The 20,140-nt window shown below is 62.9% G+C and carries 23 protein-coding genes; 8 read left to right on the top strand and 15 right to left on the bottom strand.

Annotated elements, in window-relative coordinates:
• Positions 1–61 precede the first annotated feature (61 nt).
• The 6 genes from AOP79_RS06435 to AOP79_RS06410 form a co-directional block, all read right to left on the bottom strand.
• Positions 62–793: a winged helix-turn-helix domain-containing protein gene (locus AOP79_RS06435; protein WP_062071703.1), complete on the bottom strand. Its 732-nt coding sequence runs from the start codon at positions 791–793 to the stop codon at positions 62–64.
• A 2-nt stretch (positions 794–795) separates the two neighbouring features.
• On the bottom strand, positions 796–1,569 hold the full coding sequence (gene pstB / locus AOP79_RS06430; RefSeq protein WP_201774444.1) for a phosphate ABC transporter ATP-binding protein PstB: 774 nt from the start codon (positions 1,567–1,569) through the stop codon (positions 796–798).
• Positions 1,570–1,681: 112 nt separating this feature from the next.
• A complete protein-coding gene (gene pstA, locus AOP79_RS06425; protein WP_152648041.1) occupies positions 1,682–2,587 on the bottom strand; it encodes a phosphate ABC transporter permease PstA in 906 nt (301 codons plus the stop codon).
• Positions 2,587–3,519, bottom strand: a complete 933-nt coding sequence (pstC, locus tag AOP79_RS06420; RefSeq protein ID WP_062071701.1) for a phosphate ABC transporter permease subunit PstC — start codon at positions 3,517–3,519, stop codon at positions 2,587–2,589. The genes pstA and pstC overlap by 1 nt, the downstream gene beginning before the upstream one ends.
• Positions 3,520–3,586: 67 nt before the next feature.
• Positions 3,587–4,579 carry a PstS family phosphate ABC transporter substrate-binding protein gene (locus AOP79_RS06415; RefSeq protein WP_062071699.1) on the bottom strand — a complete coding sequence of 331 codons (993 nt, stop codon included), beginning with the start codon at positions 4,577–4,579 and terminating at the stop codon, positions 3,587–3,589.
• A 179-nt stretch (positions 4,580–4,758) separates the two neighbouring features.
• Positions 4,759–5,847 (bottom strand): type IV pilus twitching motility protein PilT, encoded by a 1,089-nt coding sequence (locus AOP79_RS06410; protein ID WP_062071697.1) that lies wholly within the window; start codon positions 5,845–5,847, stop codon positions 4,759–4,761.
• 125 nt (positions 5,848–5,972) lie between these two features.
• On the opposite strand from AOP79_RS06410, the gene AOP79_RS12095 reads away from it, so the two are divergent.
• On the top strand, positions 5,973–6,047 hold the full coding sequence (locus AOP79_RS12095; protein WP_439644680.1) for a 50S ribosomal protein bL37: 75 nt from the start codon (positions 5,973–5,975) through the stop codon (positions 6,045–6,047).
• A 177-nt stretch (positions 6,048–6,224) separates the two neighbouring features.
• On the opposite strand, the gene rsrA is transcribed toward AOP79_RS12095, so the two are convergent.
• Positions 6,225–6,467, bottom strand: coding sequence for a mycothiol system anti-sigma-R factor (gene rsrA / locus AOP79_RS06405; RefSeq protein ID WP_062071695.1), 243 nt, complete (start codon positions 6,465–6,467; stop codon positions 6,225–6,227).
• Between the two features lies 1 nt (position 6,468).
• A complete protein-coding gene (locus AOP79_RS06400; protein WP_082093423.1) occupies positions 6,469–7,218 on the bottom strand; it encodes a sigma-70 family RNA polymerase sigma factor in 750 nt (249 codons plus the stop codon).
• 81 nt (positions 7,219–7,299) lie between these two features.
• Between AOP79_RS06400 and AOP79_RS06395 the strand changes: the two genes are divergently transcribed.
• Genes AOP79_RS06395 through hisN form a run of 4 tightly spaced genes read left to right on the top strand, consistent with a single transcriptional unit; the run spans position 7,300 to position 10,963 of the window.
• Positions 7,300–7,830, top strand: coding sequence for a hypothetical protein (locus AOP79_RS06395; RefSeq protein WP_062071693.1), 531 nt, complete (start codon positions 7,300–7,302; stop codon positions 7,828–7,830).
• Positions 7,827–9,143, top strand: a complete 1,317-nt coding sequence (gene aroA, locus AOP79_RS06390) for a 3-phosphoshikimate 1-carboxyvinyltransferase (RefSeq protein WP_152648040.1) — start codon at positions 7,827–7,829, stop codon at positions 9,141–9,143. Before AOP79_RS06395 ends, aroA begins: the two co-directional genes overlap by 4 nt.
• Complete coding sequence (gene rsgA / locus AOP79_RS06385; RefSeq protein ID WP_062071691.1) at positions 9,140–10,162, top strand: ribosome small subunit-dependent GTPase A; 1,023 nt, start codon at positions 9,140–9,142, stop codon at positions 10,160–10,162. The genes aroA and rsgA overlap by 4 nt, the downstream gene beginning before the upstream one ends.
• Before the next feature lie 9 nt (positions 10,163–10,171).
• Positions 10,172–10,963: a histidinol-phosphatase gene (gene hisN, locus AOP79_RS06380; protein ID WP_062071690.1), complete on the top strand. Its 792-nt coding sequence runs from the start codon at positions 10,172–10,174 to the stop codon at positions 10,961–10,963.
• Here hisN and AOP79_RS06375 read toward each other — a convergent pair.
• The 3 genes from AOP79_RS06375 to AOP79_RS06365 are packed head-to-tail and all read right to left on the bottom strand — an operon-like array spanning position 10,960 to position 13,308.
• A complete protein-coding gene (locus AOP79_RS06375; protein WP_062071688.1) occupies positions 10,960–11,400 on the bottom strand; it encodes a DUF6912 family protein in 441 nt (146 codons plus the stop codon). The genes hisN and AOP79_RS06375 overlap by 4 nt on opposite strands.
• 4 nt (positions 11,401–11,404) lie before the next feature.
• Complete coding sequence (locus AOP79_RS06370) at positions 11,405–12,721, bottom strand: CpaE/TadZ family protein (RefSeq protein ID WP_062071686.1); 1,317 nt, start codon at positions 12,719–12,721, stop codon at positions 11,405–11,407.
• A complete protein-coding gene (locus AOP79_RS06365) occupies positions 12,721–13,308 on the bottom strand; it encodes a CpaB family protein (RefSeq protein ID WP_062071684.1) in 588 nt (195 codons plus the stop codon). The genes AOP79_RS06370 and AOP79_RS06365 overlap by 1 nt, the downstream gene beginning before the upstream one ends.
• Before the next feature lie 171 nt (positions 13,309–13,479).
• Here AOP79_RS06365 and AOP79_RS06360 point away from each other — a divergent pair, with 171 nt between their 5' ends.
• On the top strand, positions 13,480–13,686 hold the full coding sequence (locus tag AOP79_RS06360) for a helix-turn-helix domain-containing protein (protein ID WP_062071682.1): 207 nt from the start codon (positions 13,480–13,482) through the stop codon (positions 13,684–13,686).
• Positions 13,687–13,730: 44 nt separating this feature from the next.
• On the opposite strand, the gene AOP79_RS06355 is transcribed toward AOP79_RS06360, so the two are convergent.
• The gene (locus tag AOP79_RS06355; protein ID WP_152648039.1) at positions 13,731–14,246 is read right to left on the bottom strand and encodes a hypothetical protein; all 516 of its coding nucleotides are present in this window, start codon (positions 14,244–14,246) and stop codon (positions 13,731–13,733) included.
• A gap of 109 nt (positions 14,247–14,355) precedes the next feature.
• Between AOP79_RS06355 and AOP79_RS06350 the strand changes: the two genes are divergently transcribed.
• Positions 14,356–15,081, top strand: a complete 726-nt coding sequence (locus AOP79_RS06350) for a LysM peptidoglycan-binding domain-containing protein (RefSeq protein WP_152648038.1) — start codon at positions 14,356–14,358, stop codon at positions 15,079–15,081.
• Complete coding sequence (locus tag AOP79_RS06345) at positions 15,078–15,476, top strand: Rv3235 family protein (RefSeq protein ID WP_062071676.1); 399 nt, start codon at positions 15,078–15,080, stop codon at positions 15,474–15,476. Before AOP79_RS06350 ends, AOP79_RS06345 begins: the two co-directional genes overlap by 4 nt.
• Positions 15,477–15,529: 53 nt before the next feature.
• Here AOP79_RS06345 and secA read toward each other — a convergent pair whose 3' ends face one another.
• The 3 genes from secA to AOP79_RS06330 all read right to left on the bottom strand — a co-directional run bounded on the left by secA (position 15,530) and on the right by AOP79_RS06330 (position 20,070).
• Positions 15,530–18,355, bottom strand: a complete 2,826-nt coding sequence (gene secA, locus AOP79_RS06340) for a preprotein translocase subunit SecA (protein ID WP_082093422.1) — start codon at positions 18,353–18,355, stop codon at positions 15,530–15,532.
• A 223-nt stretch (positions 18,356–18,578) separates the two neighbouring features.
• On the bottom strand, positions 18,579–19,220 hold the full coding sequence (gene hpf, locus AOP79_RS06335; protein WP_062071674.1) for a ribosome hibernation-promoting factor, HPF/YfiA family: 642 nt from the start codon (positions 19,218–19,220) through the stop codon (positions 18,579–18,581).
• A gap of 175 nt (positions 19,221–19,395) precedes the next feature.
• Positions 19,396–20,070 (bottom strand): ComF family protein, encoded by a 675-nt coding sequence (locus tag AOP79_RS06330; RefSeq protein ID WP_152648037.1) that lies wholly within the window; start codon positions 20,068–20,070, stop codon positions 19,396–19,398.
• Positions 20,071–20,140: the final 70 nt, after the last annotated feature.

The following is a 20,140-nucleotide window of genomic DNA, read 5'->3' as shown; positions in this document are numbered from 1 at the left end:
CTCATCCACAAGCGCTCCCCTGCCTCCACTGTGTACCCTGCGGAGCGCGCGGACCGTGCCATCAGGATGACTTGATCACGGACCTCATCGGAACCACGGCGTCCACCCTCAAGGTATAGCCAATGCCGCGCACAGTCTCGATGGGCGGCACTGCCCACGGGACGGCCTGCGCGAACGCATCTCGCGCACGGCCAACACCCACACGCACACGGGAGACCGCACCGGCGCCCGTCGCACCGCATTCGCGAGCCAGATCCTCCGGGCTCACCACCGCGGGGTAGGCATTGACGAGTGCCGTCATGAGATCGAGCAACAGAGGCCCGAGGACAACTCTGCGGCCATGCCAGCGCGCCCCATGGGCTTCGCGTTCGACGATCAGCTCTCCCACCTGGAGTGGCCTCAGTTCGGGCACATGCCTCTCGGGAAGTCGTTCCAGAGCGGCCCGCAGCCGTTGAGGACTTGCCGGGAGCAGCATCGGCTCTGTGTGGACCTTCGCCACGACCGGGGGGAGGCTCGCGGCCTCCCGCTCGGCCGCGACGATCACCGGCGTATGCCCCAAACGCATCACCACATCGACCAGGCCCTCGAGCTCCATGTCACGCACTCCGGGGCCCACCATGACCGCAGCGATATCGCGATCACGTCCAAGGCGCACCAGCGCATCCACACCGGTATCGACGACCTGCACCACGACGCCCGCTCGGAGATACTCGTCGTGGCGTCCCCGCAGGTGGCGCTGACGGTCCAGCCCCACAGCAAGCACCGTTCGGGGCCACGGGGTGTGCGCAGTCATGGTTACCCGAACCGGCCGCTGATGTAGTCCTCAGTGCGCTTGTCGTGTGGTGACTCGAAGATCGTTGCCGTGTCGCCGAACTCGACCAGCACTCCCGTGCGATCACCTGTCGTGTCGTTTGCCTCGGCAGTGAAGAAGGCGGTCTTATCCGCAACACGAGCGGCTTGCTGCATGTTGTGCGTGACAATCACGATCGTGTAGTCGTTGCGCAGCTCCTGCATCAGGTCTTCAATACGCAAGGTCGCGATCGGGTCGAGTGCGGAGCACGGCTCGTCCATCAGGATCACCTCTGGCTGAACGGCAATGGTCCGTGCAATGCACAAACGCTGCTGCTGACCACCTGAGAGTCCAAGCGCGGACTGCTTCAGCTTGTCTTTGACCTCGTCCCACAACGCGGCTCGGGTCAGGGCCTCCTCGACGAGATCGTCCATCGAGTCAACCTTCATGCCGTTCACTCGAGGCCCGTAGGCGATGTTGTCGTAAATCGACTTGGGGAACGGGTTGGGCTTCTGGAAAACCATGCCGATGCGCCGGCGGACCTCGATTGCATCGACCTCGGGACCATAGATGTCCTCACCGCGGTAGGTGATGGCACCTTCAACGCGAGCGCCTTCGATGAGGTCATTCATGCGGTTAAACGAGCGAAGCACCGTTGACTTGCCACAGCCCGATGGGCCGATGAGCGCGGTGATCTCGTTGCGCAAGCATGCGAAGTTGACGTCGTGGACTGCACGGAAGTCGTCGTAGAAGATACTCACCGAGTCGCAGTCGAGCACGGGGACCTCAAGAGAGGGCCGGGCCGATGCGTGCACGATGGTGTTCGTCGAGCCGGTACGTTCTGGGGCTACGGAAGTATTGCGGATGTCATTCACAGCGGACCTTTCTGGGTTACCAACGCTTCTGGTAACGGTTACGGATGAGGATTGCCAAGGCGTTCATGGCGAGGAGCATCACCAGGAGCAGCACGCTCGCTGCAGCCGCGAGTTCGTGGAAGCCCGCTTGAGGGCGTGACGTCCAGTTAAAGATCTGGATAGGCATGGTGGTGTACCCGCTGGTGAGACCGTTCGGGTCGAAGCTAAGGAATACGAGCCCACCCAAGAGCAGCAGTGGCGCTGCCTCACCCAACGCTCGCGACAAGGCAAGGATGGAGCCGGTCGCAATACCCGGAACGGCGGCTGGCAAGGTGTTACGCACCACGGTTTGCAATGGCGTTGCGCCTACTGCGAGAGAACCCTGGCGGATTTCCGAGGGAACAGCGCGCAGCGACTCTCGCGTCGCGATGATCACCACGGGCAAGATCAGCATCGATAGGGCGAGCGCCCCCACCCACACCTGGTTCTTGTTCGAGACCCCCATCAGTCCCATGGCACCGAGGGTCAGCATGCCGTAGATCACGGCGGGAATTGCGGCGAGGTTCTGCACATTCACTTCGACAATTCGGCTGAACCAGTGATGCCGGTTCGCGAACTCCTCCATGTGGATCGCTGCGGCGACGCCCAGGGGGATGGTCATCAACGCCGTGGTGCCAATCACCCAAAGCGATCCAAGGATCGCCGGACGGGCTCCCGCATCTTCAGGATCCGAGGCCGGGTACTCCGTGAAGAGTCGGGAATCTAGTCGGTTCCAACCATCGATGAAGGTCGTGACGATCAGGACCGTCAGGAACACGAGGGCGAACAGAATCGCAAGCCAAAGGATGACGAGGAACCCGATGGACTTGGGGCTGCTCTCCCCGCTTCGTGCCTTGTGACGGATCGTGGTGTGAACCGTCTCTTGCATGGTGCGGCGCGCCATTAGTAGGCCTCCCGGAATCGGCGGACAATCCAAATGCTCACGAGGTTGATCAGCAGTGTGATCACAAAGAGCAGGAGTCCTACTGCAAAGAGCGTGTTGTATTCGAGAGACCCGACTCGCGAGTCACCCAACGCAGCGTTCGCGATAAAGCCCGTCATGGTTTGGCCAGCTTCGAGGGGCCCACCAACGATGCGTGCTTGCTGGCCTGCGGCAAGCGCCACGATCATGGTTTCACCGACCGCACGAGACACGCCCAAGACAATCGCGGCAATGATGCCTGAAAGAGCTGCGGGAAAGACGACCTTGAGCGCGGTCTGCCGCCTCGTTGCTCCAAGAGCTGCCGAGCCTTGCCGCAAGCTATTGGGCACCGCAGACATGGCGTCCTCGCTGATCGAGGCGATCGTCGGGATGATCATGATGCCCATGACGAAGCCTGCGGACAGCACTGAGAACGAGCCTGTCTCGAGCTTCAGCCAGTCTCGGAACACCACGGCCTGGATGAACTGGACCGCGAAGTAGCCGTAGACCACCGTAGGGATTCCTGCGAGGACTTCGAGGACGGGCTTGAGGATGCGGCGGGTGCGCTGGTGGGCGAACTCCGACATAAAGATCGCGGCACCGAGCCCGAGCGGGATCGCGAAGAAGAGTGCAATTGCCGTCGTCCACGCAGTGGCCGTGATGAGCGGAACTACACCGAATGAAGCGTCAGCGAAGCGGGGTGCCCAGCGGGTACCGAACAGGAACTCGTTCACGGGCACTTCAGAGAAGAACTCCACGGACGGAACGATGAGCGCGATGAGGATGCCCAGCGTGATTGCGATCGTGAGTCCTGCGGCAAACCTGAATCCCATACGCGCGGCGATGTCGCCGGGGCGCGGGCGCCGTCGTAGGTCGGGGGTGGGCGGCGTCGTGCGCGCCGTTACTGAGGTCAAGAGAAGGACCGCCTTACATAGCGAACCTGGGGGCGGGCCACGATGGCCCGCCCCCAGGTGTCACGTATTAGTTGACGAGGGATGCCAGTTCGGACTCTGCGGTCTCGACCTGGTCATCGGTCAGCGGCACAAACAGGGCGGACTCTGCAATGTCGCCGGAGTTGCTGACGTAGTAGTCGATGAAGTCGCGCAGCTCAGGCTTCTCGGCGTAGTTGGCGTTGTTCACATAGATGAACAGCGGGCGGCCCAGCGGCGAGTAAGAGCCGTCCTGGACGGTCTCGGTCGAGGGGTAGACGCAGCCCTCACCGCCGTCAATCTCCACACCCTTGATGATGTCGGGGTTCTCTTCGAGGTAGCTCAGACCGAAGTACCCCATCGCGCCGAGTTCACCCGACACACCCTGGATCGTGACGTTGTCGTCTTCCGAGGGGCTGTAGTCGGTGCGGCTCGCGCCTTCTTCGCCGTTGATGACGTCGGTGAAGTAGTCGAAAGTACCGGAGTCGGTACCGGCTCCGTACAGGGTCAGTGGCTCGTCAGGGAACGATGGGTCGACGTCTGCCCACGACATCACTTCACCTTCGGACTCGGGAGCCCAGATGGTGGCGAGTTGCTCGGTGGTGAGGCACTGTGCCCAGTCGTTCTCGGGGTTCACCACGACGGAGAGACCGTCGTTGGCGATGATGATCTCGGTGAACTCAACGCCGGCTTCGGCGCACAGGTCTGCCTCTTCGTCCTTAATGGGACGCGAAGCATCGGAGATGTCAGTCTCGTTGGCGCAGAATGCGGCGAAACCGCCACCGGTACCTGACGTGGCGACCGTGACTTGCACGTCGGCCTCAACATCGCGGTAGGCGTCAGCGGCTGCTTCGGTCAGCGGTGCGACCGTCGATGAGCCATCGGCTGCGATGGTGCCGGACAGTCCGGAACCACCTGCGGCTGCAGAAGACGAGGCTTCTGCGCCGTCGGCGTCGTCAGAAGTACCTCCGCATGCGGCAAGCAGAAGTGCTGCGGAAAGCGCGAACGCTCCAGATGCGGCGAACTTGGGAAGCTTAGTGGTCACTCTCGGTCCTTTCGTCGACGCCGGGGGGCGCCGCAGAGGGATTGGCATCGGCTTTGTGCCGACTAGAACCGAGAGTAAGCAGGTAAATTAAACTTTGAATGAACGGAAGGTGTACTCCGGCTAAAACATTGAGAAGTGTCTGTATGTTTTTGGCAAAATGCCGGAATACCAGGGATTTCTTAAGCGATGACGCCCGAGTTCTTCAGGGTCACAGTCAAATCGTGTGGTCGCGAGGCGATAGCGACAGCATCATCGACCGAGACGAGCCCATCGCGAACCAACGTAAAGAGGTGCTGGTCGAAGGTCTGCATCTTGTAGTACTCGCCTTCAGCGATCAGGTCCGTGATGGGAGGTTGGCTCGACGGATCAATGATCGCTTCCGCGGTACGGCCGTGGTTGACCATGACTTCTGCGGCGAGAGTCCGGCCACTTCCGTCACCCTTGCGCACAAGTCGCTGAGAGACGATGCCGCGGAGAGTCTGCGCCAATGTCGCGCGCACCTGGCTCTGCTCGTGGGGCGTAAAGAAGTCAACGATGCGATTAATCGTGTCCTGCGCATCAACGGTGTGAAGCGTCGCGAGCACCAGGTGCCCCGTTTCTGCGGCGGAGAGCGCAGCGCGGACCGTCTCGATGTCACGCATCTCACCGACGAGGATGACGTCCGGGTCTTGACGCATAGCGCCACGGAGGGCATTCGTGAAGTCAAGGGTGTCTGAGCGCACCTCGCGCTGCGAGATGATCGCCTTCTTATCCTGATGCAGGACCTCGATCGGATCCTCAATGGTGATGATGTTGACCTCGCGGTACGTATTGATGAGGTCAACCATCGAAGCCAACGTGGTGGTCTTTCCAGAACCGGTAGGGCCAGTCACGAGGACGAGTCCGCGAGGTTCAAGAGCGAGGTCTGCGATGACCTGTGGCAACCCCAGGTCCTCCCACGGCTGCGCACCGACGGCCACGCGACGGAACACAAGGCAGTCCGTGCCGCGCGCCACGTAGGCGTTCACGCGGAAGCGACCAACGCCAGAGAGCGAGAACGCGAAGTCCGCCTCGTGCGTATCGCGGAACTGAGCGACAAGGTCCTCGGGCAGCACCTGAGCAACCATGTTGCGCGTGTCAGCAGGCGTCAACGGTGGCACCTGCAATTTGCGCAGGCGTCCATCGACGCGGATGCGGGGTGCGGATCCAACCTTGCAATGCAGGTCGGACCCTCCAGTGCTCGCCAAAGCGTGCAGGAAGGGAATCACGGAAACTGGCTCGTTGCTCACGACTTCTCCATCGGCACAAGGTGTGTAGGTCTTGAGTGAGACTATCGGCACCACGGCGTTCAACAGAACTTGAGTGTGGGAAGATAGGGAGTCACGTCGTCACCCGCGTCAGAAAGGGGGAGCTCATGAGCAAGCGAGGCCGTAAGCGCAAGGCACGCGCCAAGGGAGCAGCCAACCACGGCAAGCGTCCCAACGCATAAGACGTCCTTTCACGTAAAGGAAAAGGCCGCACCAGCAATGCTGATGCGGCCTTTTGTCATCTCTAGGCGATTCTTTGATGTCTAGTGTGACGTCTCTGCGCTGTGGCGCCCGGGACTCGGCGCTACCGAACTGTGCGGAACCGGACTGTGCGGAACCGAAACTATGCGGGACTGGCGCTAGCCGTCTTCGCGCACTGCACGCAGCGATGCAAGTACCCGCTCGCGGAGCTGATCGGGTGCTCTCTCTCCTCCGGCATGCGAGGTGAGCTCCTTGATCTTCTCTTTGATCTGGTGCTCGGCTTCACACGGGGGGCATGTCTTGAGGTGTTCACCGATCCGGTGCACCTCATCGGCTGGGAGCTCGTCATCGATGTACTCGAAAAGACGATCCAATGCTTCACTACATTCTTGACCCGCCATGTCAGGCTCCCTTATCCATCTTTGCCGCAGGGCGCTTATCGCGGAATCCGCGATCGGCAGCGTAATCCACGAGCTGTTCTCTGAGTAGTTTGCGGCCACGGTGCAATCGCGACATCACGGTGCCCACCGGCGTATCCATGATCTCGGCGATTTCCTTGTAGGCGAATCCTTCAACATCAGAGAGGTACACAGCCATTCTGAAATCTTCTGGAAGGTCATTCAGCGCTTGCTTCACTTCCGCATCGCCCAGACTGTCCAGCGCCTGCTGTTCAGCTGAGGCCAATCCGGAACTGGTGTGTTCAGCAGCTGCCGCGAGCTGCCAGTCTTCAACCTGTTCGGCATCCGACTGCAAGGGTTGGCGCTTTTTCTTGCGATAGGTATTGATAAAGGCGTTGGTTTGAATCCGGTACAACCACGCCTTGAGGTTGGTCCCGGGGGTGAACTTGTCCTGTGCGGCAAAGGCCTTGGCATAGGTTTCCTGCACCAGGTCTTCGGCATCGGCGCCATTACGTGTCAGTCGCAGAGCAGCCCCGTAAAGTTGGTCCATAAACGACAGCGCGTCTGTCTCGAAGTCGAACGTTGAATCGCTCATGGCACCCGAGCCTACGCCACCCACCGGGTCACTCTGGCGGGCATTCGGAGACCGCCCTGGGACGGTGCTCGGGCGGAGTGTGCGCTGCGTGACGTCAACCTCGATGGATGAGGCCACGTTCCCAGCCCGGGGGTGTGTGGCGGTTTCCGTGACATTCATACGACGTGTAACGCCGCACTTCCCCGCATCATTCCCCCGCGAACACCTGACGCAGAGCGCCGGTCTTGGTAGGTTTAGTTCATGCTTAGAGTTCTCGCCCGGCCACTGCTCGCCACCTGGTTCGTTTACGGAGGTGTGCAGTCTGTTCTCGAGCCCGAGACGCGTGCCGAACGCGCCGCACCTGTCATCGAGCCTGCGCTGGCTGAGGCGGGCGTCGACGGTGTGAAGACCACTGACATCGTGAAGGTTCATGGTGCTGCCACCATCGTCGCGGCGAGTGTCCTTGCGCTCTCGCGTACGCCCCGGACCGCCGGGTTGGTGCTCGCCGGGCTGACGGCCGCCACGGTCGTGGCCGGACGTCCCTTCTGGACCGAGACTGATGAGGCAAAGCGCGAGGAGCAGATGGAGTTCTTCCTGCGCAACGTTTCACTGCTCGGCGGTACCTTGCTTGCCGCTTCAGCAGGACACAACCCTCGCCGCAAGGAACGTGCCAAGGCTAAGAAGACCAAGGCTCAGGCCAAGAAGGTCAAGGCCGATGCCAAGAAGGGCAAGACCACGGTTGAGGCCAAGAAAACTCGCCGTGGTGGCGCGCTCACCGCTTCCAAGAAGTGACCACCGGCACAGTTTCAGGAACTGGCCCCGGCCAGTTGTGGCGCGCACCCCGTGCACTCACGCCGATTGACGCCACTGTTGATGTTCCCGGCTCCAAGTCGCTGACCAACCGGTTCCTGCCTCTCGCAGCCCTGGCATCGTCCCCCGTCACCATCCGAGGTGGGCTACGTTCCCGCGACTCAGACCTCATGATCGCGGCGCTACGTGAACTCGGCGTCACCATTGATGATGCCGGCACCGAGTGGACCGTCAACCCGGGGCCCCTCAAGGGTGGCGGCCATGTCTTCACCGGCCTGGCGGGCACCGTGATGCGCTTCGTGCCACCGATGGTGTTGCTCGCCGATGCCCCTGTCACCTTTGACGGCGACGCCGAGGCGCGCGTGCGCCCGATGGGGCCGCTACTCGACGCGCTGCGTGCGCTCGGCGCCACAGTCGACGATGATGGCCGCGGGACCCTGCCGTTCACAGTGACACCCCCTGCGCAGATTGCAGCGTCCGTCGACGTCGACTCCTCAGCGAGTTCGCAGTTCGTCACCGCGCTCCTCATGGTTGCCCCGCGACTCCCCCACGGCCTCACTGTTCGCCACACAGGAGAGACCCTGCCCAGCCTGCCCCACATCGACATGACCTGTGAGACGCTGCGCAATGCCGGAGTACACGTCGAACAGCCTGACGAACGCACGTGGGTTGTCCACCCGGGTTCACTCGAGCTGGGTGATGTCCGCGTGGAGCCCGACTTATCGAATGCGGGCCCATTCATTGCGGCGCCGCTCGTGGCCGGTGGCACCGTCCGCATCCCCGGATGGCCTGCCGAGACTACCCAACCGGGCGCACTCTATCCCGAGATCCTCGAGCGCATGGGAGCCACCTGCACACGTGACGACGGTGTGCTCACGGTGTCGGCACCCGGACTCGCCCACGGCGGTATCGCCGGAATCGATGCGGATCTCTCCCCCGCTGGCGAGATCACACCCACCATTGCCGCACTGTGTGCGCTGGCTGAGGGGCCTTCGACCATCACGGGCATCGGCCATCTCCGCGGACACGAGACGGACCGTTTGGCTGCGATCGCGACCGAAGTCGAGCGGTTCGGAGGCCAGTGCACGGCGCACGAGAGCTCGCTCAGCTTCCACGGATTCCCCTCCGAGGGCATCCGGCCCGCCACCATGGAGAGCTACCACGATCACCGCATGGCGACCTTTGCCGCGATTGTTGGCTTGGCGGTGGACGGTATCGACATCGTGCACGTCGGCACCACAGCCAAAACGATGCCGGACTTCCCTGACATGTGGAAGGGCATGCTGAGCGCGTGAGCGACTGGAGTCGTTACGACGAATCGGACGCCAAGGTGCGGCCCGGCAAGGGCTCGCGACCTCGTTCCAAGCGCCGCCCACTCCACGAGGACGCCATCCCTGGCGTCGTGATTGGCGTAGATCGCGGACGATTCTCGACTGTCCTCAATGACGGAACGCGAGTGACGGCAGTCAAGGCCCGCGAACTAGGGCGACGTGGTCTCGTGGTCGGCGACCGGGTCTCGCTGGTGGGAGATGTATCCGGCGGCGATGGCACGCTCGCACGCATTGTTCGACGCGACCCCCGCACCACGGAACTCCGACGCACCGCCGACGACACGGACCCCGCCGAGCGCGTGGTAGTCGCGAATGCCCAGCAATTGGGCATTGTGACTGCACTTGCAGACCCCGAACCCAACCCCCGAATGATTGACCGTTGCCTCGTCGCTGCTCTCGACGCCGGGATGGAGGCGATCCTGATCCTGACCAAGGGCGATTTGGGCACTGGCGATGACCTGCGCGCCGCCTATGAGCCACTCGGAGTGACGGTCATGGTGACCACGATGTCCACCGCCGCCGATGGCGCTCGAGTGATCGACGGCATCGGTCCACTTCGGGACCTACTGACTGATCGCGAAAGTGTGCTGGTGGGCTACTCCGGCGTAGGAAAGTCAACGCTCGTCAATGCACTCGTTCCCGATGCGGCTCGTGCCGTCGGACACGTCAATGATGTGACCGGACGCGGCCGCCACACGTCGACTTCCGCCGTCGCTCTCGACCTTCCCGAGGGTGGCCGCATCATCGACACCCCTGGTGTACGCACCTTCGGACTCGCCCACGTCGACCCCGACCACTTCATTGACGCTTTCCCCGACGTCGCCGAGGCAGCTGCAGAAAACTGCCCACGCGGCTGCGCACACGAATCTGCGGAGGCAGGTTGCGAGCTCGATGCGTGGGCCCATACCGATGCTCAGCGCGCCCGCGTAATTTCCATTCGCAGGCTCCTGGCCACGCGAGCCGAGGCCGATGCCACGCGCTAGCCTGGCACCATGAACTCTGGCCCTTATTCGGACGACTTGGCACTGGCGCTTCGCATAGCGGATGCCGTCGATACCGTCACTCTCGGCAACTTCGAAGCAGATGACCTCACTGTCGAGACCAAGCCCGACGACACCCCGGTGACCGCGGTGGACCGGGAAGCCGAGAGGCTTGTCCGAGAGTTTTTGGCTCGTGAGCGCCCGGACGATGCTGTGCTTGGCGAGGAGTACGGTGCCGTGGGGGACGCGTCTCGACAGTGGATCGTCGACCCCATCGACGGCACCAAGAACTACATTCGCAACGTGCCCGCGTGGGCGACACTGATTGCGCTCGTCGTCGATGGCGACCCAGTGGTGGGTGTCGTGAGCGCTCCAGCCCTCCAGCGACGCTGGTTTGCTGCCCGTGACCAAGGCGCATGGCGAGGCCTCACCCCTGAGGACGCCCGGCGCCTCCACGTGTCCTCGGTGGACGACCTCGAGCAGGCATCACTGTCGTATTCGTCACTCACCGGCTGGGAAGAACGCGGGCTGCTACCAGCCTTCCTGGACGTCTCCAGCACCGTGTGGCGCACTCGCGCATTTGGTGACTTCTGGAGCTACATGATGGTCGCCGAGGGGGCAGTCGACGTCGCATGCGAACCCGAACTCGCGTTGCACGACATGGCCGCACTCGTGCCAATCGTCACCGAAGCCGGTGGGGCATTTACCTCGCTGGATGGAGTTGCTGGACCGTTCGGGGGCGATGCACTTGCTACCAACGGCATGCTCCACGCCGCGATGCTCGAGGCGCTGCGCGCCCGCTAAGGGCGCGGTATCTGGTCGAACTCGCTGACGTCCCACCACAGCAGTTCGTGGTCTGCCAAGGCTTCGAGCGCCTCTGCACTTCCCGTCGTGGCATCAGACACGGCATCGGCTGCCGCTAGTTCGTCGACGAACGCGCACACCACATCCGCTCCGTCCACACGCCCGTTAATGCGGACCGCGGCTGGATGTTCACCGGCAAGCTCCTCGACATCTAAACGCGGGCAGTCCGCCACAATGACGACACGCAGAGGCACGCCTCGACGCGCCACTGACGTCAATGCGGCCACATCACGGACCTGCTCTGCGACTTCATCGTCGTCGTCGAGCGCGGTGATATCGAGCAACTGATCGGTCACGGCAAACGCATCACCGGGGCTCCACAAGCCCGTGAGGCAGGTCTCAAGATCGTCGAACGAGGCGGGGATGTACACGCGCATGACTTCAGTGTGTCAGGGAAGCCGGCTGCGTGGGGAGAACTCGCGCAGGAGCCTGTGATCCTCGCTGTGCGGCAACTCCGGACCGAGCCTCGCTGGGATCTTTGGCTTGTGAACCCCACTCCCACCCCATTCGCTCCGAGATGTCACGCATCAAGGCAGTGTGCGCCTTGCGAAGCCGAGAGCGTGGCACACGTTCGGCGAGTGTCTGACCCGCCAACGTGACAGCATCGGCGGCTCGGGGGTCCCAGGGCAGCATTCGGACCTGGCCGATGCCCGCATAGCGAGCCAGTGCATCGGCAAGTGCTTGCTCCGGCTTGGGTCCCGCTACCTCGGAACGCACACGATTCACCACGACGAGGGGCGTCGCGGGCGCGTGCGCTGACAGGGACTCGAGCCCGTGGATAAGCCGTTGCACCCCGAGAGGTTCCGCGCTTCCCACCGCAACGATCAGGTCGGCGGCAGCGAGGGCACTCAGCGTGGCACCGTGACGTTGAGGGGCCACGGTGTCGTACGTGAGTTCTTCATCTTGTTCAAGCCCAAACCCGGCGTCAACGATCACCACATCAGCGCACTCCCGCGCCACTTCCCACACCTGTTCCAGAGCGCTCCCCGGGAGTTCCGGCCACCGCTGTGGGCGGGTGATTCCGGTGAGCGCTCTCAAGTGAGGCGCCACCTGCCGCGCATGGCTGTGCAGGATACGCGCATCCAAAGTGCCGTTGAGGCTCGCACGTGACACCGCGGCGAGCCCCGGAGCCTCGTCGAGCATGCCGCAGGCTTGGCCCACCGCTCCGCCGTACGTATCTGCATCAATGATCAACGCTTCGCGCCCAGCGGACGCTATCTCCGCCGCCAGATTGACGGCAACGGTGGTGCGCCCGGGAGCACCCGTGGGGCCCCAGATCGCAATCACGACACCGCGAGCAGATGTGCTTGGCGACCCCGCCTCGCGAGTTGCGGCTTCTGGAACCGGCATATGCTCTCGCTCAACGATCGCGGCGACCTGAGCCGCAACATCGGCTGGCTCTCGCCCCGCCCAGACGTGGCCGATCCCCAACGCCTCAAGGCGCCGCGCCACCACGTGATCCGGGGCGATCGCCACGACGATCGCGCTCCGTGACAGCTCCGCCACCACGGCACGCGTCAACTGCGGCTGTTCCGACACCACCACCACTGCACCAATACCGGCATGGGCAGCTCCCACGGCCTCGTCGAGTTCCGCACAGCGTCGAGCAACGGTGAGTTCCCGACGCGCATCGAGCGCGGCACTCACACCGGATTCTGCGGACCCTCGCACGGCGACGAGAACATTCGTCGCTCCCATCAGGCTCCACCCCAGCCCACGACGACCAGCTCGCCCTCGCGTGAGATCGCCTGCAAAAACGCAGGCACCTCGGCGTGATCGATAGCGACGTGGACTGTGGCGCCGTGACCGCCCCCAAAGTTTGACTCGCTGCGCTCGATGGCCGTGACGGCAACTTGCTCGGCCACAATGACGGTCGCTGACTCGATGCCACCATCAGCGGGAACAGCGACCGTCATCCAAATGTCCACGACCGATCCCACGCCTATGTCCTCAGAGACTGGCAGCGACGCCGCGACCGGAAGCGGCCTGAGGCCTATCTTGTCGGCATCTGCAGTAGCGCTGACCGGTAACAGCTCACCGGCCGTGATGGTGCGGGTCACGACGGCACCGTAAGGAACGGCATCATCTGAGTCGGCACCCGTGGCCTCCCAGTACATGTCGCCATCGACCTTCGCGGACGAGACGCGCACATTGTCCTCGGTGAGCACCGTGCCAGGCGGGAGTGTCTCGTCTGCCATGTAGTAGTCCACAGTCACATCGGCTGATCGCACCACCAGACCAACCCCCACCACGGACACCGCAATGAGGAGGATCCCCGCCAACAAACGAGGATCCTTCCAGCTCGGCCGCCTCAATCTTCCTGCGACTGGAGCATCGTCGTGCATCGTTTCCCCCTGGAATGTTCTTTGGCTGAGCCAAGAGTGCCCGTCCTCACGTCACGCGACAAGTCCTGTGGACAACCCAGGAACGCCTTGTGGTCATGCCACAATGGCGCTATGGCACAGCGGTTTCTCAAACTCGAAGATGTTCAGGAAGTCCTGAACATTTCCTCGCAGCAGGCGTATTCGCTGGTGCGCAGTGGGGAGCTCCCCGCCATTCAGGTAGGCGGTCGAGGGATCTGGCGCGTAGAGTCCGCGGAACTCGAGTCATACATCGAACGCCAATACGCAGCCGCACGCAGTAAGGCCCACGAGGACGCATAAGGCCCTCGCCGTCGCCCAGGCCCACTCACCGAGCCGTACTGACTCTACCCAGCAGACGAGCAGCGCAATAGCGCCTCAAGGCGCACTGTCACGGTAGTGCCCTGGTCCGTACGCACGTCGCACCAGTCGGCGCCGACAGCCTGGATGACACCCACCACAGTCCCCGAGTTCACCACCAACATGACTCGCGCTCGATCTCGGGAGAGGCCTCGCAGAACGCTGGCCAAGGTCAGCGACTTCTCGACGACAGTGGCGCTCGCCGTCGAGTGGGCAAGTCCGTCTAGGTGCCCGACCGCACCCGTGGGCACCACATGCTCACGTCCGGCGTGATCCCCAATCAATAGCCAACTCGCAGCGACATCATTCAGCGTTCCACGGACGGGCACTCCATCGCGGCACCACAGCGTCACCGCGTGCCCGATCGTCGCGAGCAGGCGTTCGAAGACCGGAACGTCAGCGAGTTCCGATCGCGTCCTTGCGGTCACATCCGCGCGCCACGCTTCGACCTCAGCAGCTTGAGCCTGGCCTTCCAAGTCATCAAAGAGGTCATCCCAACGCATGCGCACACGCTAGCGCTTTCCACAGGAGTCATGCTCGCCCTAGACAATGCCATCACAGTGGACTACATCTAGTGTCATCAAACAGCATCAAATGACATTGGAGAGCATCATGAGCCCCATATCCACACCGAGGCGGATTGCGCGTATCGTGATCGCCGTTGCCCTCGTGCTCGCGACACCTGCGGTCACAGGCGGGCTTGCGTGGACAGCATGGACCCTCGTCACCAGTACCACCCACGCGTCCTGGAGCATCGATGACGTCGTTCTGCTCGCTTGCTGCACTGTGGGCGCTGCGATCGGCGTTTATCTCAGCCTGACAGCCCTTCTCATGGCACTCAGCGTCGGGAGCCGCAGGACATGGACCATGGTCAGCCGGTGGGCTCCCGCTGGATGGCGGCGCGTGGTCGCAACGGCGCTCGGCGTAGCAGTGGCGTCCGGAGCTGCTGGCCCGGCCTTTGCCACAACCGATACTCCCCACGACTCGGCCGGCTGGCTCGACAGTCCCTCGGCGACGGTGAACACCGCCGCAACTGAAGCATCCGACGTCGCCGATGACTCGGTGCATGAGGTCACCGCAGTGACACTCACGGAGCATCTCAGTGACGAGACCAAGGATCTCAGTGACGAGGCCGCAGCCGCGGGCTCCATCACGGTCAAACCCGGTGAGTCACTCTGGAGCGTCACCGCCTCCACCCTGGGAGCCGAGAGCACGGAAAGCGACATCGCGGCTGCCTGGCCCGAACTGTACGAGGTCAACCGCGACATCATCGGCACAGACCCCGACATCATTCACCCCGGGTACGTACTCACGATTCCGCAGGGATGGGCATCATGACCGCAATTGCGCTCGAGCGTTCAGGCACATCGACTCCACCTGACCCGACGCCGTGGCAGCGCCCGCGGGTGGTCCTGGGCGACCCCACCCCCTTGGCCTGCACGGTCACGAAGGCCATCGCCGAAGCCTTCACGGGAACGGCGAGCCTCGCTCCGATCAATCGGTGGCTTGCGCCGTCGGTCCGCGAGAAACTCGCGCGCCAACAGTCGCTCGCGAGGCGTGCACCAGGAGCGCCGGCCCCGGCGCGCATTCACCGAGCCCGCATTGACCGAGTGAATGCCGACGTCGCGGAAGCGGCCGTCGTCGTGGACATTGGCAACCGTACTCGCGCGGTGGCGTTGCGGTTCGAGATGGCCCACGGCCGCTGGCTCGTGACCTCTGCGGATGTCCTGTAGCCGGGCACCCAGTCGCAGTGCCTAGTCCTCGTTGTGCCTAGTCCTCGTTGCGCCTAGTCCTCGTTCTTCCCGTGGCACATTTTGTACTTCTTGCCAGACCCACACGGGCATGTCGCATTCTTTGCGGTGCCGGGGAACGTGACGCCATCACCACCGGGCTTCTTGGCAGCGCCAGCCTTGGGCCCCTTCACTGTGGCAGTTCCGTCCTCAGACGGGCCGGAGTAGGTCAGGGCACCCATCGAGGTTTGCATCATCGCACCCGGAGTTGCTGACTGCGTGGAGATGGGACGCCCCGGCTGTGGTGCACGTGCGCCGGCGGGCTTGGCCGCGGGTGCATTGGCGGCAGCCGCGGCAGCGGAATCTGCGGTGACGGCCGGTGCTTGGGGCTCCTTCTTCTCAATCCGGTAGAGAACCTGCAACGAACGTTCCTTGATGCCATCCGTCATGGCCTGGAACAGTTGGTAGCCCTCACGCTGGTACTCGGTCAGCGGGTCGCGCTGTCCCATCGAGCGCAGACCAATGCCCTCCTTGAGATAGTCCATCTCGTAGAGGTGTTCGCGCCACTTGGCGTCCAGAACCTGAAGCACCACTTGGCGCTCTGCCGTTCGCAACAGACTCTCACCGAGGCGCTCTTCGACCGCCTGATACTGAACCCGGGCATCGGCAATCAGTTCGCGCTCAAGGAAACCTGTCGTGAGGAGGTCGATACCGCCGGCTTCCTCGATCAACTCTTCCTCTGTCACGGACACCGGATAGATCGTCCGCAGATCCTTCCACAGCGCTTCCAGATCCCACTCTTCTGCGTTGCCAACCAGCGTTCCCGCACGCACATACGCGCCTACGACATCTTCAATGAACGTGTCGATCTGGTCCGCGAACTCCTCGCCGTCCAGCACTCGACGGCGCTCACCGTAAATGACCGTGCGTTGCGAGCTCATCACATCGTCGTACTTCAGGATGTTCTTACGGGCCTCGGCGTTGCGGCCTTCCAACTGCGCCTGGGCACTTCGGACACCGCGTGTCAGCACCTTCGACTCGATCGGCATGTCATCGGGGATCGCGCTGGAGTTCATCATCGTGGCAGCCATGCCCGACTGGAACATCCGCATCAGGTCATCTTCGAGCGACAAGTAGAAGCGGGACTCACCCGGGTCACCCTGGCGACCAGAGCGTCCACGGAGCTGATTGTCGATACGGCGCGACTCGTGACGCTCCGTACCCAACACGTAGAGCCCGCCGGCAGCAAGAACTTCGTCGTGTTCAACACTGACGGCCGCTTGCGCCTCAGCCAGCACCTCGTCCCACACCCGCTCGTACTCTTCGGGGTTCTCCTGCGGGTCCAAGCCGCGCTTGTTCATTTCGACGACTGCCCGGAACTCGGGGTTGCCGCCAAGCATGATGTCCGTTCCACGGCCAGCCATGTTGGTGGCAACAGTGACGGCGCCCTTGCGGCCAGCCTCCGCAACGACCTCTGCCTCTTGTGCGTGCTGCTTCGCGTTCAGCACGCTGTGCTGGATGCCGCGCTTGCGCAGTTCCTTGGAGAGACGCTCAGACTTCTCGACGGACACCGTTCCTACGAGTACAGGCTGCCCGTTCTCGTGGCGTTCCAGGATGTCGTCGATGACAGCGTCGAACTTTGCCTGCTCTGTCTTGTAGAGCAGGTCAGACTTGTCCATGCGGATCATGGGCTTGTTGGTGGGGATGGGCACCACACCCATGCCGTAGGTGCTGTTGAGTTCGGCGGCCTCAGTCTGGGCCGTACCCGTCATACCAGCGAGCTTGCTGTACTGACGGAAATAATTCTGGAGGGTGATCGAGGCATACGTTTGGTTCTCCGCCTTGATCTGCACGCCTTCTTTGGCCTCAATGGCCTGGTGCAGCCCGTCGGAGTAGCGACGCCCCTTCAGCAGGCGACCCGTGTGCTCGTCGACGATATCGACGTCGCCGTCCTGGATCACATAGTCGCGGTCGCGCCGGAAGAGTTCCTTGGCCTTCACCGCGTTGTTGAGGAATCCGATCAGCGGGGTGTTCTCGGGCTCATAGAGGTTCTCGATTCCGAGCACCTTCTCCACCTTCTCGATGCCCGGTTCGAGCATTCCGATGGTGCGCTTCTTCTCCTCGACTTCGTAGTCCTCGTCAATCACGAGGTCGCGAGCGATGCGCGCGAACTCGTTGTACCAACGGCCGTTGTCGGCAGAAGCCGGGCCGGAGATGATGAGCGGGGTACGGGCTTCGTCGATGAGGATCGAGTCCACTTCATCGACGATCGCATAGTGGTAGCCACGGTGCACGAGGCTCTTGGAATCCAGCGCCATGTTGTCGCGCAGATGGTCAAAACCAAACTCGTTGTTGGTGCCGTAGGTGATATCTGCTGCGTACTGAGCACGACGGTCTTCAGGGGCCATCCCGGAGAGAATGCACCCGGTCTCCATTCCGAGGAACCGGAAGACGCGGCCCATGAGCTCAGACTGGTAGGACGCCAGGTAGTCGTTCACTGTCACGACGTGGACACCGTTGCCCGTGAGCGCGTTGAGATATGCGGGAAGAGTAGCGACGAGGGTCTTTCCTTCACCCGTCTTCATCTCTGCGATATCGCCGCCGTGCAAAGCGGCACCGCCAAGGATCTGCACATCGAAGTGGCGCATACCTAGCGTGCGGCGGGAGGCCTCGCGGACTGCAGCAAAAGCCTCCGGCATCAGCGAATCGAGGGACTCGCCGTCCGCGACACGGGCCTTGAACTCGTCCGTGAGTTCCCGCAGTTCCTCGTCGCTGAACTCCTGATAGACGTCTTCCAGAGAGTTGGTAAGCGTGACGATCTTGTTGAGGCGGCGCAGGTTGCGTCCCTCTCCCATCCGGACGATGCGGTCGAGCACAGGCACGAAGTGACTCCTCAGTTTCAGGTCTGATCCTGATCTATCGTAGGCCGTGGCTTGGCACGCCCCGGCGAGTCTCGCTGTTGGCGCAACGGCGCGCCCTCACGAGGTGGAAACTCTCTTCATTCTTCCCCATATTTGCACCACGAAGGCCCACACCCGGCGTGGAGCCGGATGCGGGCCTCGTACACCACGTCTCTCGATGCGAGAGTGTGCGTCTGGAGCGCTCCTAGGCGTCGGCCTCGAGGTGGATCACGCCGTAGGTCCAGCCGCGGCGACGGTAGACAGCAGAGGGCAAGTTCGAGTCCACATCCTGGAAGAGGTAGAAGTCGTGGCCCACTAGCTCCATTTGATCAATGGCTTCCGCCACGGTCATCGGCTTGCCGGTGTGAGTCTTGGACCGAATCACGATCGGCGTGTCGTCGATGGCGACTTCGCGGGTGCTGCCCTCTGGCGCACCTTCCCATGACTCCACCGACTCGACCGGGTCTGCCTCGGGTGCCGATGGTGCCGACTCTTGGCTTGCGAGGTCGGTCACGACTTCATGGAGCGAAGGCTTTTTGTTGTGGCGCTTCGCGTGACGTTCGCGGCGCTTGCGCAACTGCTCAAGCACACGGGCCTGAGCCCGGTCGAGCGCGATCAGCCGGTCGTCAGCATCGGCTTCGGCACGGAGAATGCCGCCCTGACCGTGGAGAGTGATCTCGACACGTTCACGGTTGCCAGACAAATGGGGGTTGCGTTCATGGACCACGTGGACTTCTGCCCTGGTGGTACGCGGAGCCACTTCCTCGACCTTTTCTAGCTTCTCAACGATCGTGGTGCGCATTTCTTCGGTGACCTTGGTGTGGCGTCCGACGATGGCGATGTCCATGGTGCAGCTCCTTCGCAGTGGGTAGGACCGGGGCTTCTCATGCCGACCGGCCAGGGTGATTCTCGGCGGCGCCTCATACGCCTGCGGGCATCACCTCCTGACTGGGAAGGTGTGACGTTGCGTCACCTCTACTGGTGCATCCCACCCTAGTCCTGACGAGTACGAAATGCGACCATCACGCGGCAGCAAGGACCAGCGCGCCGCGTACTTTCACCCCTTTTTCGCCAAGGGCTGACGCGCACGCCGCAAGTGTCGCTCCGGTTGTCAGCACATCGTCAACAAGGACCACCTCGCCCGACACCGCACGGCGCACCTTCAGGGCACTTCCGGCCCCGCGCCAGCGCTCTCGTGCTGACTTGCCGCGCGACTCACCCCTGCCTATCGCGAGCGCGGAGACCAGCGGGACACCGCATGCGTCTGCAGCGGCCGCTGCAGTGATGCGCGTGAGATCTGCACCGCGACGTCTGTACGCTCCTGGGCGTGAGGGCACCGGCACCACGGCGTCAGCGCGCAGTCCGGACTCGAGTGCCACGCGGCGCATCGTCTGGGCTGCCATGCGGTCCAGATCGCGACGGCCTCCGTCCTTCCATGCGGCTACCCATTCGTGCACTGGCCCGGTCAGTACCGCGGCGGCCCACACCGGCATGAGCGCCGTGTCCTCGACCATCAGCCGTGGAGCCGCTTCCTCACAGCGCAACACGGGTTCCCACCACAATGCGGCACAGGGCTGGCAGAGCGGGATGTCCACGGCGCCACAACCGGCGCACTCCACAGGGACGATGCATCGGGTGACGTCACGGAGGGCGCGTAGCCATATCGATTCGCTTGGGCGAGCGTCGTGGAAGGTCATCGTGACAGCACAGCACACGCCGTTCACGACCGGCCGTGCCCCGTCACGATTGGGGACGGCAGCCCCGATG

Source organism: Demequina sediminicola, assembly GCF_000975055.1.
GTDB classification, from domain to species: Bacteria; Actinomycetota; Actinomycetes; order Actinomycetales; family Demequinaceae; genus Demequina; species Demequina sediminicola.
This window is presented reverse-complemented; position numbering and strand designations above follow the sequence as displayed.